General features: G+C 56.2%; 21 protein-coding genes and 1 other RNA gene. 14 read left to right on the top strand and 8 right to left on the bottom strand.

Going from position 1 to position 16,169, the window contains the following annotated elements; translation table 11 throughout:
* Positions 1-2: 2 nt before the first annotated feature.
* The 14 genes from ACYZTS_RS03780 (at position 3) to ACYZTS_RS03715 (ending at position 10,189) form a co-directional block, all read left to right on the top strand.
* Positions 3-515, top strand: a complete 513-nt coding sequence (locus ACYZTS_RS03780; RefSeq protein ID WP_461994106.1) for a hypothetical protein — start codon at positions 3-5, stop codon at positions 513-515.
* Positions 515-2,236 (top strand): hypothetical protein, encoded by a 1,722-nt coding sequence (locus tag ACYZTS_RS03775; protein ID WP_461994104.1) that lies wholly within the window; start codon positions 515-517, stop codon positions 2,234-2,236. The genes ACYZTS_RS03780 and ACYZTS_RS03775 overlap by 1 nt, the downstream gene beginning before the upstream one ends.
* A gap of 2 nt (positions 2,237-2,238) precedes the next feature.
* Entirely contained in the window at positions 2,239-2,703 is a 465-nt protein-coding gene (locus ACYZTS_RS03770) for a hypothetical protein (RefSeq protein WP_461994102.1), read from the top strand.
* A 12-nt stretch (positions 2,704-2,715) separates the two neighbouring features.
* Positions 2,716-3,255, top strand: coding sequence for a hypothetical protein (locus ACYZTS_RS03765; RefSeq protein ID WP_461994100.1), 540 nt, complete (start codon positions 2,716-2,718; stop codon positions 3,253-3,255).
* A 60-nt stretch (positions 3,256-3,315) separates the two neighbouring features.
* Positions 3,316-4,137, top strand: a complete 822-nt coding sequence (locus ACYZTS_RS03760; protein WP_461994099.1) for a hypothetical protein — start codon at positions 3,316-3,318, stop codon at positions 4,135-4,137.
* Between the two features lie 7 nt (positions 4,138-4,144).
* A complete protein-coding gene (locus ACYZTS_RS03755; protein WP_461994097.1) occupies positions 4,145-5,671 on the top strand; it encodes a hypothetical protein in 1,527 nt (508 codons plus the stop codon).
* A gap of 33 nt (positions 5,672-5,704) precedes the next feature.
* The gene (locus ACYZTS_RS03750) at positions 5,705-6,256 is read left to right on the top strand and encodes a hypothetical protein (RefSeq protein ID WP_461994095.1); all 552 of its coding nucleotides are present in this window, start codon (positions 5,705-5,707) and stop codon (positions 6,254-6,256) included.
* Positions 6,253-6,507, top strand: a complete 255-nt coding sequence (locus tag ACYZTS_RS03745) for a hypothetical protein (RefSeq protein WP_461994093.1) — start codon at positions 6,253-6,255, stop codon at positions 6,505-6,507. Before ACYZTS_RS03750 ends, ACYZTS_RS03745 begins: the two co-directional genes overlap by 4 nt.
* 2 nt (positions 6,508-6,509) lie before the next feature.
* Positions 6,510-7,055, top strand: a complete 546-nt coding sequence (locus tag ACYZTS_RS03740) for a hypothetical protein (RefSeq protein ID WP_461994091.1) — start codon at positions 6,510-6,512, stop codon at positions 7,053-7,055.
* A gap of 3 nt (positions 7,056-7,058) precedes the next feature.
* The gene (locus ACYZTS_RS03735) at positions 7,059-8,273 is read left to right on the top strand and encodes a pyocin knob domain-containing protein (protein ID WP_461994089.1); all 1,215 of its coding nucleotides are present in this window, start codon (positions 7,059-7,061) and stop codon (positions 8,271-8,273) included.
* Entirely contained in the window at positions 8,273-8,599 is a 327-nt protein-coding gene (locus tag ACYZTS_RS03730; protein WP_461994087.1) for a hypothetical protein, read from the top strand. The genes ACYZTS_RS03735 and ACYZTS_RS03730 overlap by 1 nt, the downstream gene beginning before the upstream one ends.
* Entirely contained in the window at positions 8,596-8,979 is a 384-nt protein-coding gene (locus ACYZTS_RS03725; RefSeq protein WP_461994085.1) for a DUF4376 domain-containing protein, read from the top strand. Before ACYZTS_RS03730 ends, ACYZTS_RS03725 begins: the two co-directional genes overlap by 4 nt.
* Positions 8,980-9,046: 67 nt before the next feature.
* Complete coding sequence (locus ACYZTS_RS03720; RefSeq protein ID WP_461994083.1) at positions 9,047-9,484, top strand: cell wall hydrolase; 438 nt, start codon at positions 9,047-9,049, stop codon at positions 9,482-9,484.
* A 288-nt stretch (positions 9,485-9,772) separates the two neighbouring features.
* Positions 9,773-10,189, top strand: coding sequence for a response regulator (locus tag ACYZTS_RS03715; RefSeq protein ID WP_461996339.1), 417 nt, complete (start codon positions 9,773-9,775; stop codon positions 10,187-10,189).
* 489 nt (positions 10,190-10,678) lie between these two features.
* Here the strand turns inward: ACYZTS_RS03715 and ACYZTS_RS03710 are convergent, their stop codons facing one another.
* From ACYZTS_RS03710 to ssrA, 8 genes are all read right to left on the bottom strand, one after another.
* Positions 10,679-11,188 carry a ferritin-like domain-containing protein gene (locus tag ACYZTS_RS03710; protein ID WP_461994081.1) on the bottom strand — a complete coding sequence of 170 codons (510 nt, stop codon included), beginning with the start codon at positions 11,186-11,188 and terminating at the stop codon, positions 10,679-10,681.
* A gap of 899 nt (positions 11,189-12,087) precedes the next feature.
* On the bottom strand, positions 12,088-12,297 hold the full coding sequence (locus ACYZTS_RS03705) for a hypothetical protein (protein ID WP_461994079.1): 210 nt from the start codon (positions 12,295-12,297) through the stop codon (positions 12,088-12,090).
* A 49-nt stretch (positions 12,298-12,346) separates the two neighbouring features.
* Positions 12,347-12,532 (bottom strand): helix-turn-helix transcriptional regulator, encoded by a 186-nt coding sequence (locus ACYZTS_RS03700; RefSeq protein WP_461994077.1) that lies wholly within the window; start codon positions 12,530-12,532, stop codon positions 12,347-12,349.
* 263 nt (positions 12,533-12,795) lie between these two features.
* Positions 12,796-13,221, bottom strand: coding sequence for a hypothetical protein (locus ACYZTS_RS03695; RefSeq protein ID WP_461994075.1), 426 nt, complete (start codon positions 13,219-13,221; stop codon positions 12,796-12,798).
* Between the two features lie 429 nt (positions 13,222-13,650).
* Positions 13,651-14,232 carry a hypothetical protein gene (locus ACYZTS_RS03690; RefSeq protein ID WP_461994073.1) on the bottom strand — a complete coding sequence of 194 codons (582 nt, stop codon included), beginning with the start codon at positions 14,230-14,232 and terminating at the stop codon, positions 13,651-13,653.
* Positions 14,233-14,346: 114 nt separating this feature from the next.
* Positions 14,347-14,754, bottom strand: a complete 408-nt coding sequence (locus ACYZTS_RS03685) for a hypothetical protein (protein ID WP_461994071.1) — start codon at positions 14,752-14,754, stop codon at positions 14,347-14,349.
* The gene (locus tag ACYZTS_RS03680) at positions 14,738-15,562 is read right to left on the bottom strand and encodes a hypothetical protein (protein ID WP_461994069.1); all 825 of its coding nucleotides are present in this window, start codon (positions 15,560-15,562) and stop codon (positions 14,738-14,740) included. The genes ACYZTS_RS03685 and ACYZTS_RS03680 overlap by 17 nt, the downstream gene beginning before the upstream one ends.
* 202 nt (positions 15,563-15,764) lie before the next feature.
* Positions 15,765-16,158, bottom strand: a transfer-messenger RNA (tmRNA) gene (gene ssrA / locus ACYZTS_RS03675).
* Between the last annotated feature and the right edge of the window lie 11 nt (positions 16,159-16,169).

The raw sequence follows: 16,169 nt of genomic DNA, 5'->3' as shown, positions 1-16,169 counted from the left end.
GGATGAGCCTGCCACTTATCACCCTCGGCGGCATTCCGATTGTTCTGCATGCCGGCGCGCCCGACCAGACCGATACACCTTTGCTCGGCGAGGCCGTGGTGAGGTTGTCGGGTGGGGAGGGCGTAAAAATGACGCACTGGGGCAAGGCCGCCGGCACCATCAGCGGTCAAGGCTGGATGCCCCCGGGGCTCGACGGTCTGGATTACAGCCAGCCGCTAGAGCTGCGCCTGACCGCGCAGGAATGCATTGTCGGCGACGATCGCCTGTTTACCCTGACAAGTGTGCCGCGACCAGATCGAGCGCCGTGGGCGCTCGCCCTGGTGGGCGCGCAGTGGATTGAAACGCCTTGTGATTTGGTGGGCCTGGTCGTCACCGCCGAGCCGGTGATCGGTGCGTCGAAATATTTGGTCCAGTGGCAACCGGTCTACAGCGTTTTTGTAAGTCGCCCGCAGAAAAACCAAAGCGCAGGCGCGGGCGGTTCGTTCGGCTGGTCGATCAACTGGGAAGAAGTCTAATGTTGATCAACGCAACCCCGCTCAATTCGGGCGCCTTGAACAGCTTCGGCGGTGCTTCGGCGCCGCCTGATCCTCAGCCTATCGTGCCCGGTCGCGCCTATCGCTGGCGGTTGGTGGTAGTGGTGGGTGGACTGGATATGAGCGCGCGGCTTACCGGTACCGTGTCGGTCGACCGCGAACGCGGTGCGGCCGGCGTGGCGTCCTTTACTCTCCAGCTGGAGCCCGGCCCGGTGCTGCCGATGGACTGGGTAGGTCGTACCGTGACCGTGGATTACATGACCACGGCGCTCGGCCTGACCACGCAAACGCGGCGCTATAGTGGCCGCGTGATCACCACGGAATGGGATCCGCTAATGCGGCTGATGGTCTGCCACTGCGGCGACCAGCTCCAACAGCGTGTTGAGAAACTGACCATCACCCAAGTGGACGCGCTGACGCCGTCTCACTGGGCGCCCGAGGTGTTCGAATCGCCCGAGGGGCGCAGCCGCTGGGATTACCTACAGGAACGAATCAGCACGATTCAGGCGAGTCTCGATTCCTCACCGCTGGGCGATCTGCGCCTGACAAGTTGGTACGCCGCGTGGGCAGACTTCACCTTTGACGCCGGCAGTACGATTTATAACTCGGTCAAAGTGTCCTATGCCGACCTCACCAGTCTGACCAATACGGTCGAGGTCGAGGTGAACTATAGGTTTTCCCGGCTCCAGCAATCGAGCCAGCGCTACGTGTGGAATCTTGGCCTTGGTAACTTCTGCCAGTGGCGGCAATCCACGACGGAGTTGCCCGATGTCCCCATGGTAGTGGGTGCGGTCGAAGGCGCGGGCTTTAGCATGTTCAGCGTGGGCTATGACCGACTGCCGCTGTCGAGCCCTGACCCCTGCGGGAACGGGATTCCATGGACAAACATCTATCCCGATCTGTTGTTGGGCGCGAACTTTCTCGCCGGTCGCCGCTGGACTCAGGCGGTGACTGAGAAATACCCCCTGAGCGTGGTCGCCCCGGGTAGCGTGGCGCAGGCCGGCGCGGTGATTAATCGCAGCTCGCTGGCGGTTGAATACACCTCGGAATTGAGCAAGACGTGGGAAAGCACGCCGTTCGGGGTAGGGGTCGATAAGTGGTACACCCTTCCCGATCTAGGCACCGATAACGGCCATTACGACGACCGCGACCCGCTCCAGCGTGCCCGCGCGATCCGGTGTGTACTCAACCAGGCAAAGACCTCGATCATCCTGGCGCACACCGGCACCTCGGTCAGCTGGGACGTTCCCACCAGCATGGTGGTAGCGGTCGACCTGGTTCACACCCTGCGCATTTCTGACCAAGGAATCACCGCGCAAGCGCGTTGCAACCGCGTGTTGGACACGTTCGAACTGACTGCCGGCACCGCCGTCACGACGCTATCCATCGGCGTGATGCGCGGCGGGGGTGATGCCAATGATTCGTTGGTCGCGCCGCCCCCTTCGACGATCGAGCAGCCGGATAACCCGGACAACATCGGGTTGGCCACTCAGCTCGGGCGCCGCAACGACTCGCCGCCTTACGACGAAACGCTCGACGGTTTCGCCGGCAACTGGGACAACGGCAACCCGACATTGGAGGCCTTCCCGCGTCGGTTCCAGATCACAGCGCCGGAAATTGCAGCCACTGAAAGGGATGAATCCACCGTCGAGATTCCAGCGGTTTACCGCGTGGCCATCCCCAACGATATTTTGGAGCTGTAGTTATGTCCCTTGAAAGCGAACGCAAGGCCAGCGGGGCCGCTATCGCCTCCAGCCGCCGCGCCACTGGCCAACAGATCAACAGCGAGCGCCAGGCCACGGGCGCGGGAATGGAAGCCGAGCGCCGCACTATCGGCCGGCAGATCACCGAGGATCTGAACCGTCTGGTGATGACGCCGACCCAGCCCAAGAGGCTAGCGCCGCTGGAGAAACGCGGGGCGCTGGAGGCCAAGACCGGCCAAAGCGTGTACGACCCTAAGAACGCGCAGCGCCCTGGTGGTGGCGGAATTGCTAGCCCCCTGACCGAACCCGATTACAGCAAACGTGAATATTGGCCGGCCGGGATACTGAGCAGCGACGGCCTTTTTCAGTCGCCAGCCATCAAGGTTCTGAAACTGACCGACGCCGACGGCGCCGAGGTGGTCATAAACCTCGCTCAGCCGGTCACGCCGCCCCCGGTAACACCATAGGGAACCATCGCTATGCGCTACGTGAACAACTGGCTAACCCCGCTGACCGAAGGGTTTGCGCCGGGCGATACCGTATTGCCGGTTTCCGGCCAAGCGCTGGGGCAGATGGCCCCGGGTGACTACCTGCTAAGCCTGACCACCTCGACCAATCCGGCCGAGCAAACCGCGTGGGAAATCATCGCTGTGACGGTCACCGGTGGCCTTGCCTCGGTCACGGCCCGAGGTCAGGAAGGGACCATAGAACAGGAATGGTTTCCCGGCGCCTTGGTTTACTGCGCCGTCACGGCGGGCACTCTCAATGCGCTGTCAATCGGCCTTACGGATCTACAAACGCAGCTCACTGATTTGGTGACTGCAATCGGCAACGAGCTGGTGGGTGTAAGCCAACAAATACAAGCGCTGACCCTGCGGGTCGCTGCCCTCGAAAGCGGCACGCCACCAGATCCAGGCGGCGGCGACGGTCTGCTCGCCGACAGCGCCGGCAACGTCCTCACCGATGACCAGAACCGACCGCTTCAAGCGGCCGCCGCTGAGCCAGAAATTCCGACTTGAAGCGGGTAGCGCCAGACATCACGCCGCCCCGTCACCCCTCACTGCGCAGGAAAAACCCCCATGGCCAATATTCAACACACACAAGCCGGCAGCGCCAACCCACTCGATACGCCGCCCAGCATTGGCGCGCACTATGTAAACACCGCGACTGGTCAGCGCTGGATTTCCAAAGGCACCGCTGCGCCGAGTGACTGGGGGAAACCGCTGCCGGGCTCGCCTGTCGAAGTACCCAACAGCGTCATGGATTGGACTGTTGACCCCCTGTTGCCATCGGTTGTGTGGTCGATCACTGGCGGCGGAGCGCGCTCGATCGTTTTCCCCGCCACGGAAATACCCGGCCTGACCATCGTCGAGCTGTTGATCGACAACGCAAACGGGCAGGAGACCATAATCGACATTGACGCCGGCGGCGGCTTGCCGATCCTCGGTCGCACCCGGTTTGTGTTGTACCCCGACAGCCGGAACTATTTCCGGTTTGCCTGCTATGTCAACGCCTACGGCGCTGCGACTTGGCAGATCCTCGACGAAACAGCTTTGGGCATGCAGGCCAACACGGTGCGCTTTATTCCAGGTTCGTGGGAGACGGCGACCCTGACCCCGACCCCGCAAACCACGCTGTGGAACATCGACGGCAACCGGACGTTGACTCTGCCGGAAATCCCGCTCGATCAGTTCCCCATGTTCATCGAGCTGAACGTAATGTTTAACGCCAAGTACGCCGGCGAATGCGTGATCACCATCGACCCCAACGGCCTGCCGCTCAATGGACACGCGACGCTGACCATCCCGGCCGACAGCGCACAGCTCTACAAACTGGCGTGTTTTCTGGACAACGGGATTTACTTTTGGTCGGTCGTGAGCGTCGCAAACCTGACGGGGTAATGACCTTATGAATCGCTTGCTTGTAGCGCCTTGGCACGGGTTGATTTCAGACGACCTGATCCACTTGGCCAACGGCGAAACGAAAGCTGTTCGCCAGCCGCCGAATAATCCGTGGGGCGTCAACGGCCCGGGCGATACCCACAAAATCAGCGTTCCCGGGATTGCCGCTTTGACCCCTGAGGAAGTTGCGGCCACGCCGCTAGGCGGGTTTTACCGTGTGGGGGAGGCGCTGATTTCCGGTGATCAGTTGTATGGGGTGACCGGCCTATCGTGGATTTACCAGGATGAGGCCGGCGGCAAGTGGGCGATCCAGATTGACAACGCCAGCGTGTTGGCCACGTTTAGCAGCATCAGGTTGGATTTCAGCCGCTTCGGTGAGTTTGGCAAAGCGGCTGAGGTGTACAACCGGCCTTTCATTATTCCCAAGGGCCAGCCGAATGGCTCGGACCTAAACCGGATCTTTGTCCCGAAGGGGTTCAACACGGGCGCGGTGCGCCTGCATGCGGTAAGCGAGTCCGGCCGGACGGCCATCGTGACCTTGTCGGCATACAACGCCCCGGGCACAGAGGCCAACACCGCCAAGACTGACACCCGTCGCCGGGATTATTTCTACGTGAAGTTTTCACTGAGCGGCACCGGCCCGCAGGTCAACGCCGAAATGTCGATTCTGTACAGCGACGCGGCGATCTATTCCAACACCGAGCTGGAGTTTATCGGCGGCTGGGCGCAAATGCCTTATGGTGAGCCGCCATGGGAAGAAATCGACCGCGAGCCCCTGTATACCGAGGAAGGTGAACACTACGCCGACCGGGTTTCTTACGAGTCAAACGGCGCGGTTCCCATGCGTGAGGTCAATCCGTCTGGCAACTACTTACGAACATCGTGGCGTTATTCAACGCTGGAAAAATGGTTGGTGCGGGTGCAATTCGACGGCGAGACACCGGTGCCGTGCTACATCAAAAACCTGCGGATTCTCGACTCCAGTGAAATTGCCTTGAGTCAGCAAACGCTAGAGCCTCAGATTTCGATTCAGTACGTCAGAGGCGGTGACCAGACTGAGCAGTATATGAAGACTGTGAGAACAGGCGGCGGCAGTGTTACCGGTTCCAGCACGCTGAGTTGGGATGGCCCCGGCGAATCGTGGTCGCGGGTTATGGGGTTTGCCTCAAGTGCGATGTATGACGGCGCGGCTACGCATATCACCACCACGCGGGACGGGGTAACCGAGTCATTCGTTCAACCCTATCTAACCGACATGCACTATGAGGAATTCCCGCTCGACACTTCGCCGTTACCCAACTTCGTCGGCCAGCCCGGCGTGCGCGACTGGCGGCTCGTTTTCTACAGCAACAACCTGTTGGCGATCATCCGCACCAAGGCGGACAACACCGCGCGTTTTGACAGCGTGATCACGATCGAGGGCGCCGAATCCCACGACGCCCCGTGTCCGCAAGACCAACGCCATTTTGGAAGTTACAACCCGATCACCGGCGAGTTTGTGGTCGGTTCCCCGGTGCCCGTCAGCTGGGCGTGATCCCCCCCGAAACCATTGCAAGGAGTCGCCAGCATGCAGCCGGCCCGCCAAGACCTGCCCGTCACCCCGGGAACCACGTACCGCGACACCGTCAGGATCATGCAGCCGGTTAACGCCTATCGCTCGATAACCTCGATCGCCGGCGCCCCGGCTGTTTTCACCGTTCCCGCTCACGGACTTGATGCCGATTGGCCCGTGTGGGTGCGCGGTGTTCAGGCTATGCCCGAGGCCAACCGCGAACCCTTCCAGCAACTGCCGCACCGGGCCAAACGACTCGACGCTGACAGCCTGGAAATAAACCAGCTGTCGGCCACCGGTCACAAACCAAGAGGTGGGGAACTGATCTACCAACTGCCGGTTGACCTGACCGACGCGGCCGCGTGGTTTTCCGTTTACCGCGGCACTGAGCTGTTGTTCGAACTCACCGCCGGCAGCGGCCTCACCATGACCGCCCCGGGCACGCTCACGCGCACCATGACCACCGAACAAACGGCACTGCTCACCGGCGTCTCGCTTCACTACACGTTTGATATCCAGTACCCGGGTCAGACCACCGTCCGCTATGGCGAGGGGGCGATCCTATGAGCAGCTTTGCGCAAGTTATAGCGCTGGATTTTCAGAATCCCGAAACCGCCCAGCTTGAACGCGAGTACGCCGTGACGCTGGAAATCCCCGAGGTGACGGTCGTGGTTCAAGGCGAGCAGGGGCCGCCCGGCGTGGCCACCGTCAGCGCTGACCCCGACAACCGCCTCACCTACGGCACCGACGGAAAATTGTTTGTGCCCGACACGCTGTCGCCCGATCCCCTTATGTATTACATCCTTGCTCGGAGCTGAAAATGACTATTGAAACCAAACTGATTGCACTGGCGCAGGCTATCGGCGCGGATGTTAAAGCGCTCAAGGCGGCCGACGGTGACCTCACCGCCCTGTCGACCACTGCCAAGGGCAGCTTGGTCGCCGCACTCAATGAAGTGTTTAACCTGGTCGGTCAGGGCGGCCCCAGCGGCCCGCAGATCGACGACAACGCCGGCACGGGTGACACCTCCGTCGTTTGGTCGGCAGACAAAAGCGTAACGTTTGTCACCGACGCCGTGGCCACGCTTGAAGCCAGTTTGATGGGCGGCGCGGGCGAGGCTTACGACACCTTTAAAGAATTGCAGGATCTGATTCTCGCCGATCAGTCCGGCCTCGCGGCCCTCGCGGCTGACATTCAGAACCGCGTGCGCTTCGACGCCGCGCAGATCCTTACAGGCCCGCAGAGAACGCAAGCCCGGGACAACATCGGCGCGGTGTCTCAGGCCGATGTCGACGCCACGATCGTGGCCACGGTGGGCGACGTCGACCACGATTTTGTTGCGGACTATGTCGCCGCGAAGGCGTAAACCATGCCAACCCTAACCGAAAAAATCACCGCGTTAGCCAGGAGCATCGCCGCCGACGTCAAGGCGCAGACCAACGCTTTGACCGGCAAGCAACCTTTGCACGCAAAGCTGACGTCTTTGTCGGCAGCTGTGCTAGCAGCCAACCAAGTGTTGATTGCGACGGGCACCAACTCGGTGGGGACTTTGACCACTGGGGCCAAAGGCCGGGATCTGATTGCACTGAACACCACGGCAGAAGCCCAGGCAGCTTTAGACCTGGTGCCGATGTCGTCAACCATGGACGTTACGGCCAACCGTGTGGTGCGTGTGGGTGACTTTGGTGTGGGAGCGCCCATTAACCTGAACAGCCTGAGTATCAATAATCAGTTGCCGACCGGGTTTTACTACTGCAACAACGTCACGGGCGGCCCTCAGCCGTATGGGTGGTTGCTTCACCAGTCGATTTCTAGCAATTACATGACGCAGACCTTCACCGGCCAGAACGAAGGCAAGCAATACACTCGCAGCATGATCGCCGGAGTCTGGTCGGTATGGCGCGAAAACCTGGTGGTGACTTCTTTTGGTTTGGGGGCCCAGCCGTCAGAAATTCCGACAACCACCAATTTGAACGGAGCCACCTCGGTTGGCTTTTACAAGTTTGTGGGCGGTGCTACCGGCGCCCCTGTGGCAGGCGCCGGGGGTAGTTTGATCACCCATAGTTTGGGTGGTAACTACATTCAACAAATTGTCATGACGGTGACAGGCTCGACATCCAAACCCAACATGTACTATCGGCACTTTGACGGTATCGGTAACCCCGGGCCTTGGGTTTCTGTTATCAACTCGGCCACCGCAGTGGGGACAGTCTCTTTTAGCGGGGAAAGCAACGGCGCCGTCATTGAAACCGGCACCAATGCCAATGGCACCTATGTGCGGTACGCAGATGGCACCCAGATTATTCGGGGAGTTAGTCGCATGCCTACCGGGGGTATTTCGTCGCAGCTGTCGGTGGTGCCAACGTTCCCCGCCCTGATGTTCAACACCTCTTACGACGTGGTGTGGAGCGCTATCACCTGTGTGGGAACAGGGGCGCAACAGGACATTGGCCACTTGCATGCAAACGGTGTGTACCTCGCCAAGTACACCGACGGCATCATGTTCGCCTGTTACACCTACAAATTTCCCCAAGGTGCCCCGGTTGATTTTTCCTGGATTGCGATCGGTCGGTGGAGAGCGTAATGAAAATAAAACTGAGTCCTCAACGTCGTGACGACACGTTGGAAGTGAGAAAAAAAGGCGACCGTCTGACCTTGAACGGAGAGGACTTTGATTTCTCCTTTATGCAGGTCGGGGACACGTTGCCGAGAGCGGCGGTTTCATCGGTGTGGGTCGCGGGCGACGTACACAAAGACGCTACAGGCCTTCAGATCACCCTGTTTCTCCCGCTTACCAATCGGCCCAGTCTAGAGCAGCTGTACCCAGTCGACTTGCTGAATGTGCCGGATGGTTTGGTGGTATTGCCCCAGCCTGAGCCGGAGTCATCTCCAATAGAGGCGCCGGAATGAATATCGACCGTAGCCAAGTGATTACCCAAGTAATCAAAGACGCTGAAAAACAGGAACAGACCTTGGGGTTGATTGCCGCTCGCCGTTATGACGCGGAGGTCGGAGGCGTAGAGTTCAACGGCATCCAGCTCAACACTGAGCGAGACAGCCAAGGTTTGATCCTCGGCGCGGCGCTAGAGGCGTTTATGAACCCTGACTACCACGTCAATTGGAAAACCCCGGCCGGGTTCATCTCGTTGGATGCCTCGACGGTGTTGCTTGTTGCGAAGACCATCCGGGCGCATGTTCAGGCTTGTTTTGATCGAGAGGCCGCGCTGATCGCCGCGGTAGAATCAGGCACTTATACCGGCGCCATGCTCGATGAGGGTTGGCCGACGTAGCCCATGCAGAAAAATACAGAAATAAAGACACCGCCCTCGAGCGGTATTTTTTTGCCCGGAGAAAAGTATGACCGTCACTGAACGAGACCGAGACATCCTTGCGCGCACCCTGTGGGGCGAGGCTCGCGGCGAAGACTTCATCGGACAGATTGCCGTAGCCTGGACGATCCGCAACCGGGTGGAGATGGATTTGCACAACGATGGCAAACCGGATTGGTGGGGGGAGGGCTATGCCGTGGTGTGCCTGAAACCTTTGCAGTTCAGCTGCTGGAACCAGAACGATCCGAACTACGCATACCTGAGCGGCGCGAAGCCAATCCCTGCCCGCGAGTTCGCTCGAGCGCAAACTGCCGCTGACCATGTGGTCGACAGCACGGCGCCGGATCCAACCAACGGAGCAACGCACTATTACGCGACGACCATGCCGCGTTCGCCGACGTGGACGAAGGGCGCCAAGCAAACACTCAAGCTTGGGCAACACGTTTTCTTCAAGGATGTGCCGTGAGTTAACAGCGGTGTAGCGGTTTCAGCCGGGTGGTTCTAGCGATGGACGGCAGCGGCCTAGAGCGGACGTTGGTCAACGGTTCTGGGGGAACCGTCGGCCCAGCATAGCCCGGGTCTGTGCACAGGCGACGCAAAATATAAGCTCTTGAAGTCTCAGATTTGGTATATGTGCTGGGCGATGAGTTGATCTATACGCCCAATAAATAGCGGTAAATTTCGACTATTAGCACCTGCTGGAATATTATCAGGGGCGTCGCCGGTGAATTCGACGTTGGAGAGAATCGAGAAAGTGAATGTCAATTGGGAAGGTCTGCTACCGATTCTAGGTGAAATCGTTATCGTCGAAGATGACCCGACGCTCCGCGAACTGATGGTGCAGATCGTAGAGGAGGTAGGCGCAAGCGCTCAAGCATTTGAAACCGCAGATGACGCACTGACCTATCTTTTGCAAGCGCATTTTGAATGCCGGATGGTAATCGCCGATCACGGTCTTCCTGGGCAAGTCCAAGGCACAGAATTCATTGAAATGGTCAGAGGAAGGTGGCCTTCCATTACGGCGATACTGACTTCAGGCTACATGATAGATCCCGCATCAGTTCCAGCTTCAACCATCTACTTGCATAAGCCTTGGTCTCTGGATGAACTGATCGTTGCGATAGCATCCCTCCTCCAGCCTGGCTTAACGATCCATAAAGCACAGAATTAGAACGCTGCTGCTCAATTCGCTTTTGCTCGTCAGCGAGCACGGTCGAGTTCATCGGCAACGCCGCTTTAAGGCCTGGATCAGTTAGGGGCTGTAAAGCATCCTACCCTTGCCCCTGTGTGCTGCCATTTCAGACCGAAGCTCTCCAATCAAATTTGCAATGGCTCAGCTGGGCGTCAATTGACTGGTTGTAACCGCGCGTTTGATTGTTCCGTCCAACACTAGACGGATTGGGGCTGAGGAAACGTTCGCTATCGCCCTGGGGTCTCGGTATTCATAAGATCTCTTCCTATTCATACAAAAGAGCGGAGCAATAGACAAAAACTCAAAGCAATTTGCTGACTACGTAGACTGTGGGTTTTATGTTTCGGATTGCCTTCAGCATTCCGAGTGAGCGGTCTCGGAGTCCCACTTGGAATGCAACGTGCCAGAACGGCACAATGCTTGGACGCCCCAAATGAGAAGCGCAGCCTTGTAGGCTGCGCTGCTTATTCATTTCTTGGCTTCTAAATTCGGATCCTCTGAACGTACGAGGAATGCTTCAGTCAGTTCAGGAAGGTGTTCAAGTAGCCATTCGGCCATGGCAATTTCTTGCGGAAGGATTCGCTCGCACGCAACGAGTGTCTGCTTATCTCCTGCAGCTTTTGCCGCAGCAATCAGGACAGTGTAAGCCGCAATTTCAACATTCTCGAAAACATAGCCAGCCATTGCTCCTTTGATCACCTCGTCGCTCATCAAAGAACCGCCGACGGCCTGTCCAAAAGCCATGAGCTTGCCCGTCATATCTTTAATGGTAGATGAGTCTCCACCGAGTCGAGCAAGGCATTCGTCAATCAATTTTTGTTGGCCGAGAGTCTCTTGAATGTGCTGATCGATCCGTGCCTTCAGCTCAGGGTAGTGCTCTAAACGCTTGGACTGAGCCGTTAGCATGTTCTCAGCCTGTTGCTCCATCGCGTGCGCATCGCGCAGCCAGTCGAGCAGGTTTTCTTGTGGAGTTGCCATCATAAGATCTCCTCATCGGGGGTGTAATGAGGTGGATCGCCTGGTGAGCCCGACAGTTCATGATATTTGCTGCCTTCAGACGAACTGCCATGAACTTGCGCCTAAGCACTTGATAGAGCTATTTTATTACAGGCTGCTGCAGTGTGCGGCAGACAGTGGCGGGCAGGCATAAAAAATGCATCGTATAACTGCCGTTACCGTTGGTCTGTACGCGGCGCATTGTTCGAAAACTCAATGAACAGTTCTTACATGCCGGGTATCTCAAGACTAAGTCTGCCACGGTAAGCAGACTGCTCATGTAACTCCTCCTGTTGCCCGCACTTGTGCGGGCTTTTTAACTACGCTGGAGGATGACGCCTTCTTCCCAAGCTCGGTTTCAAACTTAGCGGGTATGGAGCGGCAAGATGGTCAGCACAAGCTCTAAACGAATTACGCATAACTGCGCGCATCCTTATATCCGCAAAGGATATTACTTAGGCTTGCAGGCGGACGTGTTTGTTTGCGTGAGTTGCGGGGAGCAACGGCCGGCTGCACATTGGGATAAATTTGACCTCCGTCGTGCTCCCCCTCGTGGGCTTATGAACGAGGCGAGAAGCTAATGCGCCCCGGTTTCAGGTTCTACCATTTTCTTTTGGGTTGCAGATTAGGGCGCCCGCCATACTGTTCACGGAGAGACTGATTGCGCCCCAGCAAGGTTTTGACTGGCGACACCATACGGCGTCTGCTTAGCTGCAAATACTCGATTACGCGTCTGTATTGCGTTGATCAGTCAACACCATCAGTGCTAACTAGCAGGAGATATATGGCTTGACTGAAACGCAGCGTGGGAACCGGCAGAAAATAACCGATTCATGCCTTCCGCCAATGACAGCTATGGGTCGACCGGGGCCCGTGAGGTTTCAGTCCGGTGTCATCAGTACCGCGAGCGTCAGCTTGATGAAATCTTCATTCTTATCGATGGTCTCCAGTGCGCCGCGCACGTTGTCGGCCACCTCGGAAGAACCTTGCTGCGCGACCCAGTTGGACAGCTCCATGATGGCCGCCTCGAGCGCGAGCTGGTTTTCGTTGATCTTGTAAAGCAGGGAAGGGAGCAGGTCTGAATTGGGCATGGATGTGTCCTCCTTGGAAGAGGACAGAATAGCAGTGGCTGGACTGATGCTACGGATTTGGATCTTTCATCCATTTATCAATTGCTGCCTGACGCCAAGCGACCGAGTTGGGACCTATTCTTACCTGCTGAGGAAAGGTGCCTTCTTTGATCCGGCGGTAAACTGTATTACGACCAAGGCCGGTGATGTGAATTACTTCGCTGAGCCGCAGAAAACGATCGGTGCCTTCTGTCATCTCTTTATATCTCTCAGCGCTAGCGGTGACTTCCGAGGCCTCCCGACCTTCGGGGCCTTATTCTCCCCATCCCGGCAGGCGCGCAGGAACTCCCGAACGTCCTCTTTTAGCCAGCAATGTCTGGTGCCCATCCTGAAACCCCTTGGCAGCCAGTCAACGCCACGGCGAATTCCCTCTCTGACCGATGCCTCAGTCCGGCCAAGCATCTTGCCCAAACCAGCAACGAACGCCACTTCGCAGTCATCGTCCATATCCGGTCCCAGTTAGCCCTCAGTGGGCAGCTTTTGGTTCTCGAGCTTTTTCCGCTGGCGATTTTTTTTGTTCCCCGACCTCCCCAAGATCTCATCCACCAATTTATAGAAAACCTCTGATGCGGGTGGTTTATAGGCGGCTTTGCCAGTGGGCCAGCCTGCCATATGCATGCTGGGCTTGTTACGCCCTACTTGCGGTGCGGCGACAGGAAGCGAGGCCGACTCTGGGTTCATTTGTTTATGGATCGAGTGCGCCGCGATGTACGCATCCGCCCACTTGTCGAGTTCCAAGCGGTCAAAGCCAATTCCTTGCTTGCCAATCGGAAACTCGCGCACGTATGGCCGCACTGCTTTGTTGAAGACCTCCCGGCACATGCCCAGATAGCTTGGCGCCTGGAAGGCTCGCAAAATCCGCGGCTGAGGAAGGAGCTTGGTCATAAGGCACCCATGTAGGAGCAGGCACGACCCCCAACTGCGCAGCGGGCGACAGAATTGAGAAACAGAGGAGGTCGTACCAGATCAGACGATATCACCGCCTTGGTCGTCAGGATAATAATCCGCCGGCCGGTAACCCGATAGAACTATGCAGGACGCCGAGTACGTTGTCGCCCACTATGGACGAACTCTACTGCTCGACCCAGTTGGACAGTTCCAAGATGGATGCGTGGAGCGCGAGTTTATTTTCGTTGATCTTGTAGCGTAGGGAAGGGAGCAGGTCTGAGTTGGGCAGTTCGCGTCCTCCGTTCATGGGGACAGAGTAGCAGTCAGGCCGAGCGAGAACACCGAATCGATGATTACTCAAGCCGTACCGCCTGGCGGACGGATTGTTGTCGCGATGACGGCGGCGCTGATGCTGAACGAACGTCTTTAAAGTGAGGTTTCCGAGAATGACGCCTCAATTTCTTGAGTGTCAAATTCGATAACGGCTAGTCCAGAGTTTATAAAGCCGCAAGTGTAACCGAATAGCTGTTTCGTTCCGAAAATCTGATGCAGTCGCCTAGCGGAAAAATCACCATCTTCAAGATCTTCAAGATTAAGCCCTGCGTCTAACAAAACCTCTGCCATAGTAGATATGATTGATTCATTCAGTTTAAATAAATTCTCTACTCTGCCTTTGACCGTATTAGTTGAAAATGAAAGGTTGCTAGATAAGTGAGCGAAGTCATTTCTCAATCGCCGGCATATTGTCAGTGATTGAACAAGATGTGGGTTTATCAGCTTGAGTCTTTCGGCTATCAATATTTTGGTGCCGAAGTCTCCTAATGCTTTTCCGGGACTTAGCAAATCTTCTTTGTCCGTTTCCTTGAATAGTTTTTTCAGAATATTTGTCAGAGATTCATCCAGCCAAGCTGCTGCCAGCACGACGGTTCCGCGATCAGACTCATCTTTGAGCGCGGTCACAATGTCACGGAAGCCGTTGGCCATAGCAATGTTGCGAGGTTCATCCACGATCAATCCCTTATCCGAGGTATCTGAAAGAGAAAGTTATCACAGTCTAGAATTTTTCTGCATGAGCTAAGGTCAGATTTACATTTGCATAGGTGCTAGTTAGGAAAGTGCACTTTATGCCGCGGTCTTCTTTACATCATTGGCAATTATCGAAAAAATACTTCGCACGTTCTTAACCTGCGACGCCGCTTCCCCGCTGCTGATATCGAGTTCAAAGAAATAGTCCGCCCGCACTCTTAAAGAGTGCATGACATGAATACGAGCCCCAATTCTACGTATCACGCTTTGAAGCGTTTTATCTTCGCATATGTAGCTGCTCAATGAGGAAGAGAGCTTGATGTGAGTGCCGCCAACCATGCTACTTACGCCTAGTTGCAGAGTGTTGTCTGCAAGATCGAGTGCTTCGTGGTATGCGCTATAATACGCTCGGCTCACAATAGAGCGATGATCAATCTCGGTCAGTTCTGAGGATTTTAATAAATTTTCAGACCAGTCCAGAAAACAACTATTGGATATAGGCATGCTTCAAATCCGTTGAGCAGTTCGGTGTCATTACTTCTTTTGTTATTGGCGTATGCGCGACAAAGACGTAGGTGAGATCCTTTAGAAGGTGAGACGCATCCATATCAACTATTCGATCACAAAAACACTCGTTCAATCCGTGAATGAACTCCGGTTCTCGAGAAAGCTCAGCATAGAAAGTGAGAGTAGAAGATCCGTACATTCCAGTCTTTCGAAAGTACCCAGACTCAATCTCTAAGTTGTGCTCTATGAATAGCTCTTCGGCTGCTGTATAGACGCTATTAGCGTCGTCATCCGACAGGCCAGCCTCTTCAAACAGATTAGAAATTCGTATAATTCGCTTTACATCAATATTCTTTGAGAGCGTTTCTTCATCGGCTTTATGCTTGTTTCGTTTCAATACTTCCATAAACTCTTGAGGTCTACATATTATCTGCGACGTCTCAGCAAGGTCTATCAAGAATTCAGTGGACTCAGCCGCGCCATCTGCAGCGATACGATAGTGAACGTTGGCAGCGTTGGCCATGCGTAGTTTTGCGAGGGAATGCGCGTAGTTTTGATGAAGGTTTACATCGTCAGGTGTATATCTGAGAAGCTCCTCAAATTCAGACAAAGCAGCGTCAGCGTCACGCTCGATGGTGTACAAGATTCCCAAGCACAGGTGTGCTGCCATGAAATCGGCCTGCTCGAGTTTTGCAATTTCGCGACGCAGTCGAGCGGCGGTAAATCGGTCAGGACGTGTGGCAGACGTCGAGTATGCATTTAGCTCCTCGAGGACCGCTTCGCATATCGTCTTGGCTACAGCCATTAGCCGCTCCTGGCAAGTAAAAAAGTAGAACCTTCCACCCCGTGAGCAAGGTAGCTTGATCGCTCCAGCGCTGCAACACCGTAGTGGGGCCATTGGTCCTTCGTGCTGTCATAAAGCTGGCATTCCCCAGCCAATTCAGCCCATTAGGGCACAAAAAAAGCACCCGCGAGAATCGCTAAGTGCTTGATCTGTATAGCTAGTTTGGTGGAGCCGGGGGGATTTGAACCCCCGTCCGCCAGTACTCCGCTGTCGGTACTACATGCGTAGCCGTTTCTATTAAGTTAACCCTCAGCGACCCGAAGGGCAGGGTGCTTTGGGCGAGTTGTGTAAGTTTTAGCCGCTTCGTCCACAACGTACTGCACGGCGATTCTGTTCTATATGACAATCACTTTGGGTTTACAGACATCCCCTGGTGATTGCTGAACCCGAAGGTATCAGAAGGGAAGGGCTAAGGCTGCTTACGCAGCGAGAGCGTATTCCCCGTAGGTTTCGTCATTGGCAACTATAGAAAGTTGCAACAGTGGATTTACGAGTTCTGTTACCAACTCGGCATGCACCTAAAGTTTCGCAACCGGCGTCGAATCCTAAACGGCCCCGAGCTTGCTGC

The organism is Pseudomonas sp. TMB3-21 (assembly GCF_054898145.1).
This window is presented reverse-complemented; position numbering and strand designations above follow the sequence as displayed.

Excerpts from the sequence above, each read along its gene's own strand:
- ACYZTS_RS03725 (WP_461994085.1), top strand. The coding sequence starts at position 8,596 with ATGAATATCGACCGTAGCCAAGTGATTACCCAAGTAATCAAAGACGCT.
- ACYZTS_RS03750 (WP_461994095.1), top strand. The coding sequence starts at position 5,705 with ATGCAGCCGGCCCGCCAAGACCTGCCCGTCACCCCGGGAACCACGTAC.
- ACYZTS_RS03720 (WP_461994083.1), top strand. The coding sequence starts at position 9,047 with ATGACCGTCACTGAACGAGACCGAGACATCCTTGCGCGCACCCTGTGG.
- ACYZTS_RS03710 (WP_461994081.1), bottom strand. The coding sequence starts at position 11,188 with ATGGCAACTCCACAAGAAAACCTGCTCGACTGGCTGCGCGATGCGCAC.
- ACYZTS_RS03760 (WP_461994099.1), top strand. The coding sequence starts at position 3,316 with ATGGCCAATATTCAACACACACAAGCCGGCAGCGCCAACCCACTCGAT.
- ACYZTS_RS03705 (WP_461994079.1), bottom strand. The coding sequence starts at position 12,297 with ATGCCCAATTCAGACCTGCTCCCTTCCCTGCTTTACAAGATCAACGAA.
- ACYZTS_RS03700 (WP_461994077.1), bottom strand. The coding sequence starts at position 12,532 with ATGACAGAAGGCACCGATCGTTTTCTGCGGCTCAGCGAAGTAATTCAC.
- ACYZTS_RS03775 (WP_461994104.1), top strand. The coding sequence starts at position 515 with ATGTTGATCAACGCAACCCCGCTCAATTCGGGCGCCTTGAACAGCTTC.
- ACYZTS_RS03755 (WP_461994097.1), top strand. The coding sequence starts at position 4,145 with ATGAATCGCTTGCTTGTAGCGCCTTGGCACGGGTTGATTTCAGACGAC.
- ACYZTS_RS03685 (WP_461994071.1), bottom strand. The coding sequence starts at position 14,754 with ATGCCTATATCCAATAGTTGTTTTCTGGACTGGTCTGAAAATTTATTA.
- ACYZTS_RS03765 (WP_461994100.1), top strand. The coding sequence starts at position 2,716 with ATGCGCTACGTGAACAACTGGCTAACCCCGCTGACCGAAGGGTTTGCG.
- ACYZTS_RS03680 (WP_461994069.1), bottom strand. The coding sequence starts at position 15,562 with ATGGCTGTAGCCAAGACGATATGCGAAGCGGTCCTCGAGGAGCTAAAT.
- ACYZTS_RS03695 (WP_461994075.1), bottom strand. The coding sequence starts at position 13,221 with ATGACCAAGCTCCTTCCTCAGCCGCGGATTTTGCGAGCCTTCCAGGCG.
- ACYZTS_RS03730 (WP_461994087.1), top strand. The coding sequence starts at position 8,273 with ATGAAAATAAAACTGAGTCCTCAACGTCGTGACGACACGTTGGAAGTG.
- ACYZTS_RS03735 (WP_461994089.1), top strand. The coding sequence starts at position 7,059 with ATGCCAACCCTAACCGAAAAAATCACCGCGTTAGCCAGGAGCATCGCC.
- ACYZTS_RS03740 (WP_461994091.1), top strand. The coding sequence starts at position 6,510 with ATGACTATTGAAACCAAACTGATTGCACTGGCGCAGGCTATCGGCGCG.
- ACYZTS_RS03780 (WP_461994106.1), top strand. The coding sequence starts at position 3 with ATGAGCCTGCCACTTATCACCCTCGGCGGCATTCCGATTGTTCTGCAT.
- ACYZTS_RS03770 (WP_461994102.1), top strand. The coding sequence starts at position 2,239 with ATGTCCCTTGAAAGCGAACGCAAGGCCAGCGGGGCCGCTATCGCCTCC.
- ACYZTS_RS03745 (WP_461994093.1), top strand. The coding sequence starts at position 6,253 with ATGAGCAGCTTTGCGCAAGTTATAGCGCTGGATTTTCAGAATCCCGAA.